At 64.7% G+C, this 19,428-nt stretch carries 16 protein-coding genes; 5 read left to right on the forward strand and 11 right to left on the reverse strand.

Going from position 1 to position 19,428, the window contains the following annotated elements:
• The gene (locus HSDC_RS03885; protein ID WP_064698579.1) at positions 1-756 is read left to right on the forward strand and encodes an ABC transporter permease; all 756 of its coding nucleotides are present in this window, start codon (positions 1-3) and stop codon (positions 754-756) included.
• On the forward strand, positions 753-2,201 hold the full coding sequence (locus tag HSDC_RS03890) for an aldehyde dehydrogenase family protein (protein ID WP_064698580.1): 1,449 nt from the start codon (positions 753-755) through the stop codon (positions 2,199-2,201). Before HSDC_RS03885 ends, HSDC_RS03890 begins: the two co-directional genes overlap by 4 nt.
• On the opposite strand, the gene yddG is transcribed toward HSDC_RS03890, so the two are convergent.
• The 3 genes from yddG to HSDC_RS03905 form a co-directional block, all read right to left on the reverse strand.
• Positions 2,179-3,093, reverse strand: a complete 915-nt coding sequence (gene yddG, locus HSDC_RS03895; protein ID WP_064698581.1) for an aromatic amino acid exporter YddG — start codon at positions 3,091-3,093, stop codon at positions 2,179-2,181. The genes HSDC_RS03890 and yddG overlap by 23 nt on opposite strands.
• Before the next feature lie 71 nt (positions 3,094-3,164).
• Complete coding sequence (locus HSDC_RS03900) at positions 3,165-3,851, reverse strand: AraC family transcriptional regulator (RefSeq protein ID WP_064698582.1); 687 nt, start codon at positions 3,849-3,851, stop codon at positions 3,165-3,167.
• Positions 3,852-4,031: 180 nt separating this feature from the next.
• Positions 4,032-4,925: a LysR family transcriptional regulator gene (locus HSDC_RS03905; protein WP_064698583.1), complete on the reverse strand. Its 894-nt coding sequence runs from the start codon at positions 4,923-4,925 to the stop codon at positions 4,032-4,034.
• Positions 4,926-5,211: 286 nt separating this feature from the next.
• Between HSDC_RS03905 and HSDC_RS03910 the strand changes: the two genes are divergently transcribed.
• Entirely contained in the window at positions 5,212-5,811 is a 600-nt protein-coding gene (locus tag HSDC_RS03910; RefSeq protein WP_064698584.1) for an NAD(P)H-dependent oxidoreductase, read from the forward strand.
• A 125-nt stretch (positions 5,812-5,936) separates the two neighbouring features.
• On the opposite strand, the gene HSDC_RS03915 is transcribed toward HSDC_RS03910, so the two are convergent.
• From HSDC_RS03915 to HSDC_RS03935, 5 genes are all read right to left on the reverse strand, one after another.
• Entirely contained in the window at positions 5,937-6,833 is an 897-nt protein-coding gene (locus HSDC_RS03915) for an SMP-30/gluconolactonase/LRE family protein (protein WP_244534411.1), read from the reverse strand.
• A 154-nt stretch (positions 6,834-6,987) separates the two neighbouring features.
• Positions 6,988-8,001, reverse strand: a complete 1,014-nt coding sequence (gene araH, locus HSDC_RS03920; RefSeq protein WP_064698585.1) for an L-arabinose ABC transporter permease AraH — start codon at positions 7,999-8,001, stop codon at positions 6,988-6,990.
• A gap of 37 nt (positions 8,002-8,038) precedes the next feature.
• Entirely contained in the window at positions 8,039-9,586 is a 1,548-nt protein-coding gene (gene araG, locus HSDC_RS03925; RefSeq protein WP_064698586.1) for an L-arabinose ABC transporter ATP-binding protein AraG, read from the reverse strand.
• Positions 9,570-10,556, reverse strand: coding sequence for an arabinose ABC transporter substrate-binding protein (locus HSDC_RS03930; protein WP_064698587.1), 987 nt, complete (start codon positions 10,554-10,556; stop codon positions 9,570-9,572). The genes araG and HSDC_RS03930 overlap by 17 nt, the downstream gene beginning before the upstream one ends.
• 349 nt (positions 10,557-10,905) lie before the next feature.
• Positions 10,906-12,105, reverse strand: coding sequence for an aldose epimerase family protein (locus HSDC_RS03935; protein ID WP_064698588.1), 1,200 nt, complete (start codon positions 12,103-12,105; stop codon positions 10,906-10,908).
• Between the two features lie 194 nt (positions 12,106-12,299).
• Here HSDC_RS03935 and HSDC_RS03940 point away from each other — a divergent pair, with 194 nt between their 5' ends.
• Positions 12,300-13,274: a LysR substrate-binding domain-containing protein gene (locus tag HSDC_RS03940; protein ID WP_082919930.1), complete on the forward strand. Its 975-nt coding sequence runs from the start codon at positions 12,300-12,302 to the stop codon at positions 13,272-13,274.
• A gap of 10 nt (positions 13,275-13,284) precedes the next feature.
• Here the strand turns inward: HSDC_RS03940 and HSDC_RS03945 are convergent, their stop codons facing one another.
• The 3 genes from HSDC_RS03945 to HSDC_RS03955 form a co-directional block, all read right to left on the reverse strand.
• Positions 13,285-14,211: a Gfo/Idh/MocA family protein gene (locus HSDC_RS03945; protein ID WP_064698590.1), complete on the reverse strand. Its 927-nt coding sequence runs from the start codon at positions 14,209-14,211 to the stop codon at positions 13,285-13,287.
• A 180-nt stretch (positions 14,212-14,391) separates the two neighbouring features.
• Positions 14,392-16,197: an IlvD/Edd family dehydratase gene (locus HSDC_RS03950; RefSeq protein ID WP_064698591.1), complete on the reverse strand. Its 1,806-nt coding sequence runs from the start codon at positions 16,195-16,197 to the stop codon at positions 14,392-14,394.
• Positions 16,198-16,210: 13 nt separating this feature from the next.
• Complete coding sequence (locus tag HSDC_RS03955; RefSeq protein ID WP_064698592.1) at positions 16,211-17,968, reverse strand: IlvD/Edd family dehydratase; 1,758 nt, start codon at positions 17,966-17,968, stop codon at positions 16,211-16,213.
• Between the two features lie 272 nt (positions 17,969-18,240).
• On the opposite strand from HSDC_RS03955, the gene HSDC_RS03960 reads away from it, so the two are divergent.
• The gene (locus HSDC_RS03960; protein WP_064698593.1) at positions 18,241-19,260 is read left to right on the forward strand and encodes a TRAP transporter substrate-binding protein; all 1,020 of its coding nucleotides are present in this window, start codon (positions 18,241-18,243) and stop codon (positions 19,258-19,260) included.
• Positions 19,261-19,428 lie beyond the last annotated feature (168 nt).

Consider the following 19,428-nt stretch of genomic DNA (forward strand, 5'->3'; position numbering starts at 1 on the left):
ATGGACTTTTCCTGGCTTGGCGATCCGTTCTATCAGGAGTACCTGATCGAGGGCTTCATCAACACCCTGTGGTTGATCGCCGTATCCGCGATCGGTGGACTGGTGCTCGCCGTGGTCGTTGCCATCACGCGGCTCAAGGGGCCTCGCCCCCTGGCGCTGACCGCCCAGGGCTTCACCACGGTGATGCGAGGCACACCATTGCTGGTGCAGCTTTTCTTCTTCTACTACGGCGTGGGGCGCCTGCTCGAAGGCATCCCCGGCATCCAGGACAGTCTCATCTGGCCGCTGCTGCGCGATCCCTTCTTCTATGCTGCCCTGACCTTCACCCTCAGTGTCGGGGCCTATTCCGGCGAGGTCCTGCGCGGCGCCCTGTTGAGCGTGCCGCCGGGCGAACGAGAGGCCGGCCGCGCCTTCGGCCTGACGCCCCTGCAGGTCTTCATGCGTCTCTGGCTGCCCCGCGCCATCCAGCTATGCCTGCCGACCCTGACCGGCGAGATGATCCTGCTGCTCAAATCCGTGCCACTGGTCTCGACCATCGCCATGATGGACCTGCTGCAGGCCGCCAACCTCATCCGCGACGAGACCTTCCTGGTCTACGAGCCCCTGCTGTTGATCGGTGGCATCTACCTGGCCATGACGCTGGTGCTTACCCTGGCGCTGCGTCAGGTGGAACGTCACTTCCCCGGCATGCAGCCCGAACGCGGCCGAGGCTGGCTGCCACGCCGTCTTCCGCACAGTCAGAGAGAAGCCTCATGAGCACACTGACACACCACTTCATCGACAACGCCTGGGTGGCAAGCCGTGCCACGCGATGCCTGAATGTCATCGACCCCTATCGCGAGACGCCCATCGCCGAGGTCACCGCCGGCGATCCCGCGGACGTGGATGACGCCGTGGCTGCCGCCCGCCGCGCCTTGCCCGGCTGGCGCGAACTGTCGAGCAAGCGTCGTGGTGCCTTCATCGATGCCATCGCCGAGGCGCTCGAGGCGCGCCGTGCCGCGCTGGTCGAGCTTTCCAGCCGCAACAACGGCAAGCCGCGAGCCGAGGCCGATCAGGACCTGGCCGACGCCATCGCCTGCTATCGTTACTACGCTGGCCAGGCACGGGCACTGGACGCACGCCAAGGCGAGACGATCGACACCGGCGAAGCAGGACTGGTATCGCGCCGCTACCAGGACCCGGTTGGCGTGGCCGGCTTGATCACGCCCTGGAACTTTCCGCTGGTCAGCAGCGCCTGGAAAATCGCCCCGGCACTCGCCGCCGGCTGCACGGTAGTCTTCAAGCCCTCCGAGGTCACCCCGCTGCCCGAGCAGGCACTGGCCGAGATCGCCCTCGAGATCGGACTGCCGTCCGGCGTTTTCAATCTGCTCCACGGCGACGGCCGAGGCGTGGGTGAGGCGCTGACCGCCCATCCAGGAGTCGACAAGCTGTCCTTCACCGGCAGCAACGCCGTGGGCGAGGCGGTGATGGCCGCTGCCGCCCGGGGAACCCGCAACGTTTCCCTGGAGCTCGGCGGCAAGTCGCCGATTCTGGTCACCGCAGATGCCGATCCGGAGCTGGCCGCCGAGCTGGTGCTGGCCGGTTTCTGCTACAACGCCGGCCAGATGTGCTCGGCCACCTCACGGCTGCTGGTCCACGAGTCGCTGGCCGATGACCTGCATGCCCGGCTGGATGCCGCCATCGCCGACCTTGTCCCGGGCGACCCGCTGGACGACGCCACCACGCTGGGACCGCTGGTCAACGCCGCTCAGCGCCAGCGGGTGGAGGCCTACCTGGCAACGGCCGAAGCGGAAGGACTCGTGCCCACCGCAAGGTCCCGGATTGCCCTGCCCGAACACGGTCACTTCATTGCCCCCAGGGTCTTCCGCGACGTGCCCACCACCAGCCGCCTGTGGCGGGAAGAGATCTTCGGCCCGGTGCTGTGCGCCCGTACCGTCAGGGACGACGACGAAGCGGTGACACTGGCCAACGACAGTATCTTCGGCCTGGCCGCCACCGTGGTCGCCGGCGACAAGGGCCGCGCCGCCGATATCGCCGCACGGCTCCAGGCCGGTAATGTCTGGTGCAACGCTCACCAGGTGGCCCCGCCAGCGCTCGGCTGGGGCGGCATGAAGGCCAGCGGCATCGGGCGAGAGCTTGGCCGAGAGGGGCTCGAGGCCTATCTGGAGACACGCTACGTCACCCTGCCGAGTGCCGACTAGCCGACGCGCGGCGCCCGAGCCAGCCACTGCCGATCAGCGCGCCGCTGCAGATCAGCAACGCGGCGAGCAGCAGCGTCGGGCTGGCCGTGGCCAGTCCAGCACCGATCAACACCAGGGTCGAAAACAGCGGCGTGGCATACGAGAGCAGACCCAACAGGCGCACCTGGCCACGCTTCATGCCGATGTCCCAAGTGAAGAAAGCGCTGCCGACCGGCCCCAACCCCAAGGCCAGGATCGCCCAGAGATTCGCCCCCTCGGGCCAGCCCCACGGCTCCCAGGCCAGGTGGCAGAGCAGTGCCAGCATGGCGGCGCCCAGACAGTTCCAGGCCACCGCCGTGGTGGGGATGCGCGCCAGCAACCGCGAGGCCACCGAGTAACCGCTCCAGATGAAGGCGGCCAGCAACGCTGCCAGATAGCCCGGCGTGTATTCCCCCGCCCAGTCGAGGCCATCCGGCCCCACCAGTAGGGCCGCGCCGACGAACCCACAGGCACCACCCAGCAGATGGATGGCCTTGAGGCGTTCACCCGGCAGCACCAGCCCGGCCAGGATGACGATCAGCAAGGGCCAGAGGTAGCTGATCAGGCCGGCGTTGGCGGCCGGAGCGTTCTGCTGGGCAATGAAATAGAAGAGGTGATAGCCGAACAGGCCGCCGACGCCAAGCACCCAGCCCAGCGGCGGCTGCCCGAGAGCAGTCATCAGTGCGCGACGCTCACCCCGCCACAGGAACATCAGCACCGCCAGGCCGCCAGCCAGGCCGAAGCACAGCGCCGTCAGCAGGAAAGGCGGTACCGGACCGGCCCATTGAGTGAACAGTGCCAGCGTCGCCCAGTTGATCACGGTGGTGGCGCCCCACAGGGTCGCGCGGTGCGATGCAGCGGATTCGGTCGACATCTCTCGGCTCCTTGGCGGTTCGCCGGAAAGTGTTGCCGACCTGGCCGGTCAAAGCTTGTCGATTTCGGCCATCATGGCCGGCGACGAAAGTCACTCGGCGTCATGCCCCGCCAACGGCGGAAGTGGCGGCTGAACTGGGCCCCGTCGGCAAAGCCGCAGGCCAGGGCAATCTCGGTGATCGTGGCATCACCGGTTATCAGCAGACGCTCGGCCCGGGCCAGGCGCTGGCCCTGCAGCCACTGCCAGGGAGACTGGCTGGTCGCCTCGAAGATGCTGCGACGCAACTGGCGCTCCGAAAGACTGGCGGCCTCGGCCAGGCGTGCCAGGCTCCAGGGCGCGGCCGGATCGTCCTGCACCAGCCGGGTCAGCCGCGCCATATTGAGCCGCGGCCCATACCAGGGCGGCGCGCCACCGAGCCGTGCCAGCAGGGCATCATCGTCCAGGCCACGAGCCTCCTCCGGCGACAGGCACAGGAAGCGGATGCGCTCGAACAACGCATCAATGGCATCTTGGCCGACCGGCAAGTCCAGCACGCGGCAACGGTTGTCGATACCCAGCCCCAGGTAGTGATGAGTCGCGGCGGCGGGAATCACGCAGACACCACCGGGTACCACGGCCGCACCGCGCCCCTCCACTTCGACGTCCACACGGCCGTCAAGCCCCACCAGCAACTGATGGTGATCATGGTTATCGCTGAGGCAATCGGGCGGGTAGCATCGCTCGACGCTGCCAGCTCCATGGTGAAATTCGACGCTCATGACCTACAGGATGCCGGGGCCGCAACGTGGATGCCAGTGCCCGATGCTTGAACCGAGCGCGATCGGCAGATGACCGCAAGGCGTCTGGCTCGATCGCGCAAAAGATTACGATGGGATTCGACAACTCATGGACAGGTATCGGCAGCGCCCATGAGGGCAAGACTTCCCCCTCCGGCCGATCTACAGACGCAGCCGCGGCGCGACGAAGTCCAGAAAAGCGCCGATCCGAGCCGACAGGGCCGTGTTGCGGTAGTAGACCGCCTGAACCAGCTCACGCGGATTGGGGCTGATGATGCGATCGGCCATCAGGCTGACCAGTCTTCCCCGGGCCAGCTCGTCCTGGATCATGAAGCGCGACAGACAAGCGATGCCCTCGCCGGCCAGGCAAAGCTGAAGCATGACCTCGCCGCTGGACGTGCTCAACTGGGGCTGGATATTGGCTCCGTGCCGGGACAGGCCCTCCACGGGCCAGTGGTTGAGATTATCGACATTGAGAAACCCCAGCAGCCGATGATCGTGCAACGCGGCTGGGCTGACCGGAACACCGTGGCGCTCCAGATACTGCGGACTGGCCACCAGCTGCAACGGCGAACGCCCCAGTGGGCGGGCGTGCAGGGTGGAGTCCTCCAGGCCACCGATGCGGATCGCCACGTCGGTGCGCTGCTCGAGCAGGTTGATGATGTCGTCCGAGGCTGACAACTCCAACTCGATGCCCGGGTAGCAGTCCCGGAAGCCTCCGATCAGCGGCACCAACTGATGCAGCATGAAAGGCGTCGCCGCATCCACCCGCAGCGGCCCGCTGGGCCGCTTTCGACTGAGGCGCATGGCTTCCTCGGCCTCGGCGAGCCGCCCCAGCCCTTCGCGCACCTGCTCGACGAACACCCGGCCCTCGCTGGTCAGCGTCACGCTGCGGGTCGTGCGATTGAGCAGCGGTGTATCGAGTCGTCGCTCGAGTCGCTGCACGGCGCGCGACACCCGCGCCACCGGGATATCCAGCCGCCGGGCAGCGGCACTGAATCCGCCGCTGTCGACGACCGCCACGAGCAGCTCGAGGTCTTCCGTACGACTCTGCAAGTCTGATCCTCCTCGCCGGACACGACTTACTATTGCAATTTCCGTAAAAGTGTTTCCATTTTACCCACATTTATCATACGGAAAAGTCGGCACAGACTGCCCAACCGTCGAGGCTTCTGAACCACCCACGACCCGATCACCGCCCGTGATATTCGCGTGATGGCCTCGTCCCAAGCCACACCTTTGCGTCCATCGAGAAAGTGTTTTTCGCTGGACGAACATTGAAGGCCACCGCTTTCGCACGCATCTAGCGGGCACGCAACTCATTAGCCACTTAATGGATTTTATGAATATTCTGCTACTCAACGGTGCCAAGGCCTTTGCCCACTCCGGTGGTCGCTACAATGACACCCTGCACGAAACGGCTCGCCGCACCCTGGCCGAACAGGGTCACCAGCTGCAGGAGACCCGCATCGACGACGGCTATGACACCGAGGCCGAAGTCGAGAAATGGCTCTGGGCCGACGCCATCATCCTGCAGATGCCCGGCTGGTGGATGGGCACGCCCTGGACCGTCAAGCGTTACCTGGACGAGGTACTCACCCAAGGCCATGGCAGCCTGTACGCCAGCGACGGCCGCTCGCGCCATGACCCCAGCCTCCAGTACGGCAGCGGGGGCCTGCTGCAGGGCAAGCATTACCTGCTATCGCTGACCTGGAATGCGCCGAGAGAGGCTTTCGACCAGCCCGGCAACTTCTTCGAAGGTCGCGGCGTCGACGGTGTTTATTTCCCCGTGCACAAGGCCATGGAGTTCCTTGGCATGAGTGCCCTGCCGACCTACCTGGCCAACGATGTGATCAAGGCACCGGACATCGACACTCATCAGGACGAGTACCGTGCGCACCTGGAACGTGTCTTCGGCGACGCCGTCACGACCGGCGCTTGACTCCGGCGACCCGAGCCCCCACGACGTCAAGGACCGAGGACCCACGAAGCGAAAGTGACGACGACCTCACGCCCGCCCAGGGCTTCGTCACCTTCCGGCTCGCAGGCGTACTTGCCTGACGACGCTCATCGCCGGGCCAGGCAGGGCTCCGCCAGGCCCGGCGTTTCCACCTCGAGTGCCAGCAGGCTGCCCGCCAGCGGGTAACGGCGACGCGCCTCTGCGTCCATGTCCTGGGTGGCGGTGGTGATGTAGAGCGTACGCAAGTCCTCGCCACCGAACGCCACCATGGTCGGATTCGGACAAGGCACGGGGTATTGCGCCACGAGGCGCCCCTCGGGATCGAAACGCGCCACCCGGGCGCCCCCATAAAGCGCGCTCCAGTAGTGGCCATCGCAGTCCACCGCGGCACCGTCCGGTACGCCGGGCAGGTCATGCATGTCCAGATCGATCCAGACCTCGCCCTCGCCGATCTCGCCGGTCCCGACATCGAAGGCATGGCGCATCACCTGGCGCGACGGTGAATCGGTGTGATACAGCCAGCGGCCATCCGGGCTGAAGGCCAAGCCATTGGCGATGCCAAGCCCCCTCTTGATCGCCACCAGGCGCTCGTCGTCCAGTCGATACAGCGAGGCATCTCGCCCGTCGGGATTCAGGGTACCGACCCAGAAGCGCCCGGCCGGATCGCAGCGGCCATCATTGAAGCGGTTGCCTCCCTCGAGCCTCCACTCTGGATTGCTCACGCCCGGATCGCAGCGCTCGCCAGACGGCAGCGACAGATGCGTCAAGCCAGGCGCGGTAGCTACCAGCAGCCCCTCCTCGCTCAGTGCCACGCAACCGACCGTATGCTCGAAATCGTGCCGCTGCGGCGCTTGCCGGGAATCCGGCGACCAGGCATAGACATGACCGCGATTGATATCGACCCAGTACAGCACGTGATCCTTGGCGGACCAGACCGGACTCTCGCCCAGGCTCATGTCGAGCTCGACGGCGAGCTCCACGGCATTCGATGGCGTTGTCATCATCCCTTCCGTTCGTTTCATCAAGTGATGCGATTATCCTGCCCCGACGAGGCGCTATCCAGACGACTGCCACGACGACAAAAGCCCCCGGACGTCATCAACCCCCGGAGGCTTCATGGTGACTGCTGCTCAGGCATTGTTCGAAGCCGGTCTACACCTAGGCTCGACTACGTCGCGTCTGTTTCCAGCGATCGAACATCACCGCCAGCAGCAAGATGGCGCCGCGAACCAGGTATTGATAGAAGGTCGGCACATTGAGCAGTCCCATGGCGTTCTGCACGCAGCCCATGATCAATACCCCGACCAGCACGCCGGTGATCGAGGCGATGCCCCCGGACAGCGCCACGCCACCCAGCACACAGGCCGAGATCACCGCCAGCTCCAGGCCCAGCGAGGTGTTGGGATCGCCCAGACCCATCCGCGACGTCAACAAGACGCCGGCGATGCCCGCGACCACACCCTGCAGGCCAAACACGATGATCTTCAGGCGACGCACGTTGACCCCCGCCAGGGCCGCGGCTTCGGCATTGCCGCCGGTCGCCAGCACATTACGACCGAAAGAGGTCATGTTGAGCAACACGCCGAAGACCACGAAGCAGCCGATCATGGTCCACACCGGCAGGGTGAGGCCAAGGAAGGAGGCACTGCCGAGCTCGAAGAAGGCCGGCACGGTGATCATCACCGCATCGCCGCCCGAGGTGATGTAGGCCAGGCCACGCACGAACTCCATGGCCGCCAGGGTGGCGATCAACGAATTGATCCCGAAACGCGCCACCACGAAACCGTTGAAGGCGCCCACCGCACCACCGGCGGCCACGCCTCCCAGCACGCCGATCACCACGCTGCCGGAGGCACTGGTGACCACGGCGGCCACCACGCCGGCGAAGGCCACGATCGAGGCCACCGACAGATCGACCTCGCCGAGGGCCAGCACCATCATCATGGTGGTGGCAATGGTGCCGATCAGGGTCACCGAGAGCAGCAGCCCGACCATGTTGCGGCCGGTCAGGAAGTCGGGAATCATCACCGACAGCCCGATGAACAGCAGCGCGAAGATGGCGAACAGGCCCGAGGTATCGAGCAGGGTGCGCAAGGGCTTGGCCAGCCCCTGGCGCCCTTCGGGAAGGGGCGACGGGACACTGTCGCCCTGGACAGTCTTTTGGGTTGTCATGGACATCTCTCTTTCGCGTTTTATTGTCATCAAGACGTCAGGCCGGCAGCGCCAGCCCCAGCAGTCGTTCCGGCGTGGCCTCGTCGCGGGACACGATGTCGACCAGCTCGCCGTCGCGCATCACGCCGATGCGGTCGCAGATGGCACTGATCTCCGCCAGGTCACTGGAGATCACCACCACGCCCTTGTCGTTGTCGGCCAGGTCGTAAAGCAGGGAATAGATGTCGCGGCGGGCACCGACATCGATGCCGCGTGTCGGCTCGTCCATGACGAACAACTCGATGCGTTCCGAGAGCCAACGCGCCAGGATCACCTTCTGCTGGTTACCGCCGGACAGGTTGCTGATGCGCGTGCGCGGTCCCGGCGTCTTGATGCTGAGCCGCTTGATATAGTCCTCGGTATTGGCCAACTCGCGGCGGGGATGACGAAAGCCACCAAGCCGCTTGAAGAAACGCCGGCAACTGATGTTCAGGTTGTCGGTCACGCTGGCGATGGGAAAGATTCCCTGGGACTTGCGATCCTCGGGGCACATGGCGATACCGGCACGGATCGCCTCGCCCGGGGTCGCGAAGCGTCGCGCCTCGCCGTCGATCAGCACCTGCCCCTCGCTCGGCGACTCAACACCGCACACCAGCCGCATCAACTCACTACGCCCGGCCCCGACCAGGCCGAACAGGCCGAATACCTCGCCACGATGCACCGAGAAGCTGACCGGCGCCTTCACACCCCGCCCGCACAGGCCATCGACCTCCATCAGCACCTCGCCGGTGGAGCGCGGCCGGTACCCATAGACATCGTCGATGTCGCGGCCGACCATCTCGCTGACCAGGGTGTCGTGATCGAGCCCCGTCATGCGTTCGTGGGTACGGATGTGCTTGCCATCGCGGAATACCGTGACGGCATCGCACATCTCGAACACTTCCTCCATGCGATGCGTGACATAGAGCACGACCCGCCCCTCATCGCGCAGCCGCTGGACGATGCGCTTGAGCTGCCGGGTCTCCTGCACCGAGAGGCTACTGGTGGGTTCATCGAAGGCGATCACGCGGGCATCGCGCAACAGCGCCCGGCCGATCTCGATCATCTGCTGCTGACCGATGGAAAGATCGCGAACCTTGGTGGCAGGATGCACCGATGTCTCGCCCAGCTCGGCGAGAATCTCTCGGGCTCGCGCGTAGAGCTCACGGCGGTCGAGCATGCCGCGCCGTTCCGGCAACTGACCGAGCAGCAGATTCTCCGCCACCGACAAATTGGGCGACAGCGTCAACTCCTGGTAGATGATGGCGATACCCTCGGCCAACGCCTGACGGGCATTGGCGAAGACATGTCGTTCGCCATCGAGCCACAGGGCTCCCTCGCTGAGCCGGTTGACGCCGCTCAACACCTTGAGCAGGGTCGACTTGCCGGCGCCGTTTTCCCCCATCAAGGCGTGCACTTCGCCGGCCCGGGCGGAGAAGCTGACACCATCCAGCGCCTTGACCCCGGGAAACTCGACCGTCACGTTCTCCACGCTCAGGTAGGCGTCGGCCGCTCCGCCGACGCCTTCCGCGGCAACCGCGGCGACACCATCAGAGGCCCAGCTCATCGCGTACCGCCTCCCAGTTCTCGCGCGTCATCAAGGTGCCGGTGGTTTCGGTATTGGCCTTCGGCTTGTCACCCTCGGTGACCCAGTCATAGAGATTCTGCGCCGTCTGGCGGCCATGCATGGTGGAACTCACCGCCACGGTGCCGTGAAAGCCGGTCGGCTTTTCCCGGGAGAATTCAGCAAAGGCTGCACCGGAACCATTGATACCGACACCAATCACATCCTCGGCAGTCAGGCCGTACTGCTCGGAGGCCCTCACTCCGCCCAGCACGCTTTCTTCGTTGAGGGCATAGATCACCCAGTGCTCGTAGTCGCCGTTCTGGGAGAAGATCGGCGAGGCCGCCGAAAAGGCACTGGACGTATCAGTATTCTGCTGTGGCGCATCGAAAATGTTGTCTTCCTGGAACCCTCGCTCGAGCAGGGCATCGGTCGCCCCATCGGTGCGCTTCTTGGCCGTTGGCAGTTCATAGTTGGTGATGCGCAGCGCCGCGACGTCGTCGGGATCCCAATTCCTGGCCTCCATCTCGTCGGCGATGGCGTTGCCGACCTGACGGCCGATCTTGTAGCCCGACATGCCGAGGTGCGGCACCGCCTCCATCGGCTCGCCATCGGCATCGACGAAGCGGTCGTCCACGGTCACCACCTTCATGCCGTACTGCTCGGCACGACGCATGATGGTGGGGCCCAGACGCACATCGGGCGGACAGATGACGAACCCCTGGGCGCCCTGGGAATGCAGGTTGTCGATGGCGCTGAGCACCTCCTGGCCGTCCTCCCCGGCCAGCCTGACCACCTCGAAGCCCTTCTCCTCCCCCAGTCGGGTAGCCGCATCCTGTTCATTGATGAACCAGGCCTGTTCGGGCTTCTTGACAATGAAGCCCAGCTTGATTTCGTCCTGAGCTTGCGTCAGTGGCGATAGCGCCAGACAGGCACCGAATGTCAGGGGAGCGAGGATCGGGAAGCGGGACATGGACGTCTCCTTAGCCCTGAACGGGCATTTGTTGTTGTCGCGTGTTGAGGAAGATGCTCCGGCAATGTCATGCCTCGCACCGGACGCGCCTCTACCCTATGCCGTGGCCACATAACCATCCAATGCACTTAACGTCAGCATGCAATATCCTTTTTGTTATCACTTTCATGCCAAGGACCGAACTACCGAGACCACCCGCGTCACGGATGCTGCCACGCTGCGACTAAAGTGTGTTGCCCTGTGCCGATGACGGACACGTCAACGCCCCGGTGAAGGCCCGGGGCGTGGAGGGATGAGGCATGATGTCGGCAAGCGGGGAGGCCCGCTCGATGCTCAGTTCGCGCCGTCGTCAGTTCGCCGAAGCGCTAGCCGCAACGGTGGAAAAAACATACCGGGTCTGGCTTTGGTAGGTTTCTCCCGGCTGCAGCAACGTTGAGGGGAAATCGGGCTGGTTGGGCGAGTCTGGAAAGTGCTGGGTTTCCAGGGCCAGGCCGAAGCGATGGCCGTAGGTCGTCCCCCTCTTGCCGATCAAGGAGCCGTCGAGGAAGTTACCCGAGTAGAACTGGAGACCGGGCTCGGTGGTGAATACTTCCATCACCCTGCCGCTGTGCCCGGCCTCCAGGCGAGCCGCCATCACCAGTTCCTTCTCGCCCAGACCACTCCGGTCGAGCACGAAGTTGTGATCATAGCCCTGCCCTCTGGCCAACTGGGCATTGTCGGCTCCGATACGCTCGCCGATGGCCGTGGGCTCCCGGAAATCGAAGGGTGTCTGCGCCACGGAACGCAGCTCGCCGGTCGGAATCAGCCCCTCATCCACCGGCGTGAAGGCATCGGCATTGATCGTCAGGCGATGATCGAGGATATCGTCGCCATCGGCCCGCTCACCGGTCACGCCATCAAGGTTGAAGTAGCTGTGCTGGGTGAGATTGACGGGGGTGGTGGCGTCGGAGGTGGCCTGATAGTCGACGATCACGGCATTATCGTCGCTCAACGTATAGCGAACCCGGGCCTGCAGTTCTCCCGGATACCCCTGGTCTCCATCGGGGCTGGTCAGCGTCAGGATCACTCCCACGCCCCGCTCGTCCTCGACGGTTTCGGCCTTCCAGAGACGTCGATCGAAGCCTTGATCGCCACCATGCAGGTGGTTGCCACCGTCATTGGTGGGCAAGGTATGCACCTTGCCGTCGAGGGTGAACTCACCGCCGGCGATACGGTTGCCATAGCGTCCGATCAGTGCCCCGAAATAGGGATTGGCCTGACGATAGGCCGGTGACAGATAGTCCTCCAAGCGGTCGAATCCCAGCACGACATCCTCGAATTCCCCCCCGGCATCCGGCACCTCGAGGGCGACGATGATCCCGCCATAAGGCGTCACCGACAGACGCGCTCCCTGTGCATTGGTCAAGGTGTACAGCGCCACCTCACTACCGTCCGGCAGGGTGCCGAAAATGCCTTGCTCGATACTTCGCTGCTGCTCCATTTCCGTTCCGTCCTGCTTTGTCTGCTGAGCGAAAGCGATACCGGCCATCAGCGGCAGAGCTGTCAGCAAGGCCCATGCTCCGTTGCGAATTCCGGTCCTTGAGCCAGGTGCTGCCGAGGTACCTGAGAAGCGGTCGAATGCGGTCATTTGTTGTTGTCTCCTGCCTGGAACATTCCACTGAACGTCGACCACATTAGACAGATGAGAGATTAACCGCTAATAATGACTTATCGCGTAATCCATATCCATTTGGTTATCACAATATGACCCGTCGCTCCGCCATGGGTGAATTGCCACCCGACTGGTTTCTCAAGGTAAGACTAAAGTTACGCCACCTGCAGTTGTTCCTTGCCCTGGACGACCACCGCAATCTGCACCGCGCGGCCGCCAGCCTTTCCATGAGCCAGCCCGCCGCGTCCAAGTTGCTCGGCGAGCTGGAGGGACGCCTGGGCGTGCGACTGTTCGAGCGCCACTCCCGGGGCATCGAACCCAACTGGTATGGCGAGGTGGCGGTGCGTCACGCCCGCAACATCCTCTCCTCACTGCAACAGACCGGCGACGAGCTCAATGCCCTGAATGCCGGCAACGCCGGCGCGGTCTCCATCGGCACCGTGATGGCGCCGGCGGTAACCCTGATCTCGCGGGCCCTGGAGCGTGTCCATCACCAATTGCCGGGACTCAAGGTCAACGTCGATGTGGACGTGAGCCCCGCCTTGGTACCTCGGCTGCTGGAGGGCGAACTCGACATGGTCATCTCGCGCATTCCCGCCGGCTTCGACCCCGGCCACTTCGTCTTCGAGGAAATCGGCGAGGAGGCCATCAGCGTGGTATGCCGACGCGGGCACCCTCTGGCGGATGCCGCTTCTCCCTCACTGGCCGAGATGACCGCCTACCCCTGGTCGCTCCAGCCCCCGGGCGCCCTGATGCGGCAGCGTGTCGACCACCTGCTGATGTATCATGACCTCTCGCCTCCCACCCGCATCATCAATACCTCGGACATCCTGGTGTCGCTGGCGCTGGTCGCCAACTCCGACACGCTCACCGTCACCAGCCGAGAGGTCGCCGAGTTGCTCTGCGACCCACAGCGTTTTCGGGTGCTGCCTACCGAGGAGGCCCTGAGCGTCCAGCCTTATGGCCTCATCACGCTACGCCAGAAGCGACTCTCTCCCGGCGCTGCCGCCCTGACCACCCTGCTGCGCGACGTGATCGCCGAAGGCTGGGCCGGAGCCCCCGGCTAGACGGGCTGCCTTAATCGTGAAACGGCGCCACCGTCTTCCGATGCCCCAGCATCAGGGCATCGGCCACGTGCCGCAGCGGCGCAATATCCACATCGCAGCGCCCCGTCATCAGCAGCTCATGGAAATGGGCGTAGAGACCCGGGTATTCGCGCTCCGGCTCGTCGACCGCCACCTCGCCATCGAGCACCAGGCGACGCCCCCCTCCGGACAATTCCAGTCGTCCGTCCTCGGTGGAGATGGTCATCTCCCAACGGGGCGGATCCTCGTGGCGGAAATCGAAGTCCGCCTCCAGGGGCACGCCCGTGCCATCCCGCAGGTGCAGCCTGGCGGCAATCGGCGTCTGACAATTGCCGGGCACCTCGAGCGTGGCATGCTTCAAGAAGAAGGGCCTGTCGAACAGACGGGTGACCACCGACAAGGCATTGATACCAGGATCGAACACGCCCATGCCGCCCGCTTCCCAGAGCCATGCCTGGCCGGGATGCCAAACCCGGACATCTTCGTGCCAGACGATCTCGATGCCCGTGACGCGACGCTCGCTCAGCCACTGCCTGGCCAAAGGCACGGCGGGCGCAAAGCGTGAATGCCAGGCGGCAAAGAGCACACTGCCACGCGCTTCGGCCAGGACCTTCAGGTCCTCGACCTCGGCGAGGGTCGCCCCGGGCGGCTTCTCGAGCAAGACGGCCTTGCCATGTTCCAGCGCCTGGCGGGCCAGGCCATGGCGCAGGTGGGCCGGCGTGCAGATTGCCACGGCATCCAGCGACGGTTCCTCGGATAGCATCGCCTCCAGCGATGCATGACCGGGAACCCCCTCGAGCGACGCATGCGGGTCGGCCACGGCCACGAGCTCGAGACCCGGTGTGGCCCGGATGGCGGCGAGGTGCTGGTCGCGAACGATCTTGCCGGCGCCGACCAGCCCCAGGCGAAATGAAGACATGAAACCTCCTGATGAGAGATGCAGGCCGGGCAGCCTACCCCGCTCGACATCCCCCGAAAAGCGCCTTCGCTTGTCGATGTTCAGGCAACGTCAAGCGCGATACCCGGCCCCCCCGTCGGACTCGCGCACAAGACCGGTTACAGTGCCGCCATCGCCGAGTGCAGGCACTTTCAAGCGGTCCTAATGATTGTCCCGGGGCGGACTCTGGCGTGCCACATCCCGATAGTCGGGCGCCCCGCGCAGCGTCATGCCATCCGCCAGCGGCTCCACCAGGGTTCGCTGGATCTCCTGCCAGGGCGTCTGGTGCGCCGGATAGTCGTAGCCACCAGCGGCCTCGAGGCGCGACCGGCGTGCCGCCAATTCGGTATCGTCTACCCTCAGGGTCACCTCGCAGCGCCTAAGGTCGACGCGCAGACGGTCGCCGGTCTCGAGCAATGCCAGGGGCCCGCCGGTGGCCGCTTCCGGCGAGGCATTGAGGATCGAGGGAGAGCCCGACGTCCCAGACTGGCGCCCGTCGCCGAGGCAGGGCAACGACTCGATGCCCTGCCGGATCAACGCAGCGGGCGGCTGCATGTTGACCACTTCGGCGCCACCGGGGTGTCCCACCGGCCCAGCACCGCGCATCACCAGAATGGTGGTGGCGTCGATATCGAGTTCGGGATCGTCGATGCGCGCGTGGTAGTCCTCCGAACCGTCGAACACCACCACCTTGCCCTCGAAGGCATCGGGGTCGTCGGGATCGCTCAGGAAACGCTCACGGAAGTCCGCGGCAATCACGCTGGTCTTCATCAGTGCCGAGTCGAACAGGTTGCCCTTGAGGTTGAGGAACCCCGCCTTTTCCACCAAGGGATTGTCGAAGCGCCGGATGACCTCGGGATCCCGGCTCTCGCGTCCCGCGACATTGTCGGCCAAGCAGCGGCCATTGACGGTCATGACATCGCCGTGGATCAAGCCATTGGCCAGCAGTTCAGCGATGATGGCCGGCACGCCGCCGGCGCGATGGAATTCCTCGCCAAGATAGGCGCCCGCCGGCATCACGTTGGCCAGCAGCGGCACCGCATGACCGAGGCGTTGCCAATCGTCGTTGTCGAGCGCGACACCGGCATGGCGGGCAATGGCATTGACATGAATGGGCGCATTGGAGGAGCCGCCCAGTGCCGAACAGGTCACGATGGCGTTCTCGAACGCCTCCCGAGTCAGGATGTCGCTCGGTCGCAGGTCCTCCCAGACCATGTCGACGACGCGCTCGCCGGTCTGGTAGGCGACCATGGCCCGTTCCTTGTAAGGGCCGGGAATCATCGCCGAACCGGGCAGGCTCATGCCCAGCGCCTCGGCCATGGAATTCATGGTCGAGGCCGTGCCCATGGTGTTGCAGTGCCCCACGGAGGGGGCGGACTCGGCGATCCTCGACAGAAACTCGGGATAGTCGATGTCGCCGGCCGCCAGGCGCTTGCGCATCTCCCAGACGATGGTGCCCGACCCCACCCGCTCCACGCCGTGCCAACCATTGAGCATCGGCCCGCCGGACAGCACGATGGCCGGGATGTTCACCGTGGCAGCGGCCATCAGGCAGGCCGGGGTGGTCTTGTCGCAGCCGGTGGTCAACACCACGCCATCCAGCGGATAGCCGTGCAGCACCTCCACCAGGCCGAGATAGGCCAGATTGCGGTCCAGCGCAGCCGTGGGCCGGCGCACGTTCTCGTGGATGGGATGCAGCGGAAACTCGAACGGCACGCCGCCGGCGGCACGAATCCCCTCCTTGACGCGCTTGACCAGCTCGACGTGATGGCGATTGCAGGGTGTCAGGTCGGACCCCGACTGGGCGATGCCGATGATCGGCCTGCCGGAGGTCAGCTCCTCCAGCGTCATGCCGTAGTTCATGTAGCGTTCGATGCACAACGCCGTGGTGCCTGGATGTTCGGGATTGTCAAACCAGTCACGCGAGCGCAACCGGTCGGACGTCATACGGGGTCGCTGGGTCGTCATGGCGTCTCCGATGTCAATGCGAGTGGCGTGGAACCTCGGCTCCCCGGCATCCCACCAGGAAGTCGAAGTCACATCCTTCGTCGGCCTGCAGTACGTGCTCGATGTAGAGCTGGCGATAGCCACCGCTGCTGGCAATCTGTCGCGAGGCCTGGGTCGGATCGTGCTCGGCCAGGCGCGCTTGCAGTTCTTCGTCGTCGATGTCCAGATGCAATTTGCCGGCGTAGGCATCCAGCTCGATCCAGTCACCGTTGCGTACCGCCGCCAGCGGCCCGCCGGCTGCTGCCTCCGGCGCCACGTGGAGCACCACGGTGCCGTAGGCCGTGCCGCTCATGCGTGCATCCGAGAGACGCACCATGTCGGTGACGCCCTGTTCGAGCAGCTTGGCCGGCAGGCCCATGTTGCCCACCTCGGCCATGCCGTGGTAGCCGCGCGGCCCGCAATGTTTCATTACCAGCACACTGTCGGCGTCCACGTCGAGATCGGGATCATTGATGCGCGCCTTGTAGTCGTCGAAGTCCTCGAACACTACGGCACGCCCACGGTGCGTCATCAGCTCGGGGGTCGCCGCCGACGGCTTGAGCACCGCGCCCTTGGGGGCCAGATTGCCGTGCAGCACGCACATCCCGCCATCCTCGACCAGGGGGTTGTCCAGCGGCCGGATCACCTCGTCGTTGTACAGCGGTGCCTCGGAGACGTTCTCCCACAGCGTCTTGCCATTGACGGTCAACGCGTCCTTGTGCGGCAGCCGTTCGGCCTCGCCCAGGCGGCGCAGCACGGCGGGCAATCCGCCGGCATAGTAGAACTCTTCCATCAAGAAGCGGCCCGAGGGTTGCAGGTCCACCAGTGTCGGGGTACCGCGGCCGATGCGCGTCCAGTCGTCCAGCGCCAGGTCGACGCCGATGCGTCCGGCAATGGCCTTGAGGTGGATCACCGCATTGGTGGAACCGCCGATCGCCGCATTGGTGCGAATGGCATTTTCGAAGGCTCCTCGCGTCAGGACCTTCGAGAGACGAAGGTCCTCCTCGACCATCTCGACGATACGATTGCCCGACAGGTGCGCCAGCACATAGCGACGCGAATCCACCGCCGGGATGGCAGCGTTGTGCGGCAGCGATACACCCAGCGACTCGGCCATGCAGGCCATGGTCGACGCCGTGCCCATGGTGTTGCAGGTGCCCGCTGAGCGCGACATGCCCGCCTCGGCGGCCATGAAATCATGCATCGAGATCTTGCCGGCCTTGACCTCCTCGGACAATCGCCAGACCACTGTGCCCGAACCGATGTCACGCCCTTCCTGCTTGCCGTTGAGCATCGGGCCGCCAGTGACCACGATCGTCGGGATATCACAGCTCGCCGCGCCCATCAGCAACGCCGGCGTGGTCTTGTCACAGCCGACCAGCAACACGACAGCATCGATCGGGTTGCCGCGGATCGCCTCCTCGACATCCATGCTCGCCAGATTGCGCGTAAACATTGCCGTCGGGCGCAGGTTGGACTCCCCGTTGGAAAACACCGGGAATTCCACCGGGTAGCCTCCTGCCTCCAGGACACCCTGCTTGACGTGGTCGGCAATCTTGCGGAAGTGAGCGTTGCAGGGCGTCAGCTCCGACCAGGTATTGCAGATACCGATGATCGGCTTGCCCTGGAATTCGTGATCGGGGATGCCCTGGTTTTTCATCCAGCTGCGATACATGAAGCCGTTCTTGTCGGCGCTGCCGAACCATTCGGCGCTGCGCAGCGTCGGCTTGTTGGCGTTCTTCGGTGACGGCATGGAGGTGACTCCTCGCGGCATTCCTGGGCGATGGGCAAGACCCACCGATGACATGCAACGGACACTACGACGGGAAACGCTCAAAGTACACACATACGAAAGTATATGTTGAACATATTTGATCTATGCGCAACATTTCCCCTGCTCGTTTCCGATGCCCGCGACACGAAAACGACACTTCCCGGCCGATCGGGAAAGCGAGCTTGCATCACGACAACCCCAAGCATCCAGCACGAACGTCAACAACAAACTCCCCCAAACGGAGAGATTCGATGCCACACCTGACCCCCAAGCTGCTCCTTGGCGCCTCTGCCCTGCTGCTGAGCGTCACCGGCGCTCATGCCGCGGAGTACGAATGGACCTTCCAGGCCTCGGAAACCGCCGGTGAGCCGAGTTTCAAGGTCAAGCAGGAGTGGGCCGAACGCATCGGCACCATGACCGATGGCCGTGTCCAGATCGAATTGCTGCCCATCAATGCCGTGGTAGGCCCTACCGAAACACTGCAGGCCGTCAGCTCCGGCATTCTGCAAGGCCACATGACCGACCCGAGCTACTTCTCCGGACAGAACCCGGCCTTCGGCATGCTGGGGAACCTGGTCGGCGCCTGGAACGATCCCTACGACTTCCTGGAATTCATGAAGCAAGGCGGCGGCGAGGAACTCTACAACGAGCTCTCCGAACCCTATGGCAGCCACTTGATCGGTGCCGCCACCTTCCCGCTCGAGTCCGTGCCCTCCACGGTGCCCATCGAGAGCCTCGAGGACTTCGAAGGCCTCAAGATCCGCGCGCCCCAGGGCATGGTCTACAACATCTTCGAGCGCATCGGCGCCACGCCGGTCAACCTGCCGGGCTCCGAGGTCTACACCGGCCTGGAAAAGGGCGTGATCGATGCCGCCGACTCCACGGTGCTGTCCAACAACGACGCCCAGGGACTGCACGCCTTCGCGCCCTATCCGCTCTACCCGGGCTTCCACTCCATGCCGATGATTGCCGTGTCGATCAACAAGGAAATCTGGGATGGCCTGCCGGCCGAACTGCAGACCACGCTCGAGACTGCCTTCGACGCCATGGCGTATGACCTGATCGCCCGCCTCAAGGAGCAGGACATCGAGACCCTCGCCAAGCTGCGCGAGAACCCCGATGTGCATCCCTTCGACCTGCCGGCGGAAGAGCGCAAGAAGTTCCGCCAGGCAGCCGAGCAGGAATGGAAGGAGTGGGCCGGTCGCAACGAGATGACCCAAAAGGTCTACGACGCCGCGACCAGCTTCCTCGAGGCACGCGGACAGCTGTAAGGAATCGCGCAGGTTCCTTCTCGCACGTTCGGGCCGGCCTCGCCGGCCCCCTTATCGTTCTCATCACACCATCCGACGGCGTCGGCACGGAGTCGAGATGTCCCCCACCAACGAACCTGCCGGTGACCCTCGGGTCACCCCACCGAAAGAGACGCCTCCCGACCCGGT

The organism is Halomonas caseinilytica (assembly GCF_001662285.1).
GTDB lineage: Bacteria > Pseudomonadota > Gammaproteobacteria > Pseudomonadales > Halomonadaceae > Halomonas > Halomonas caseinilytica.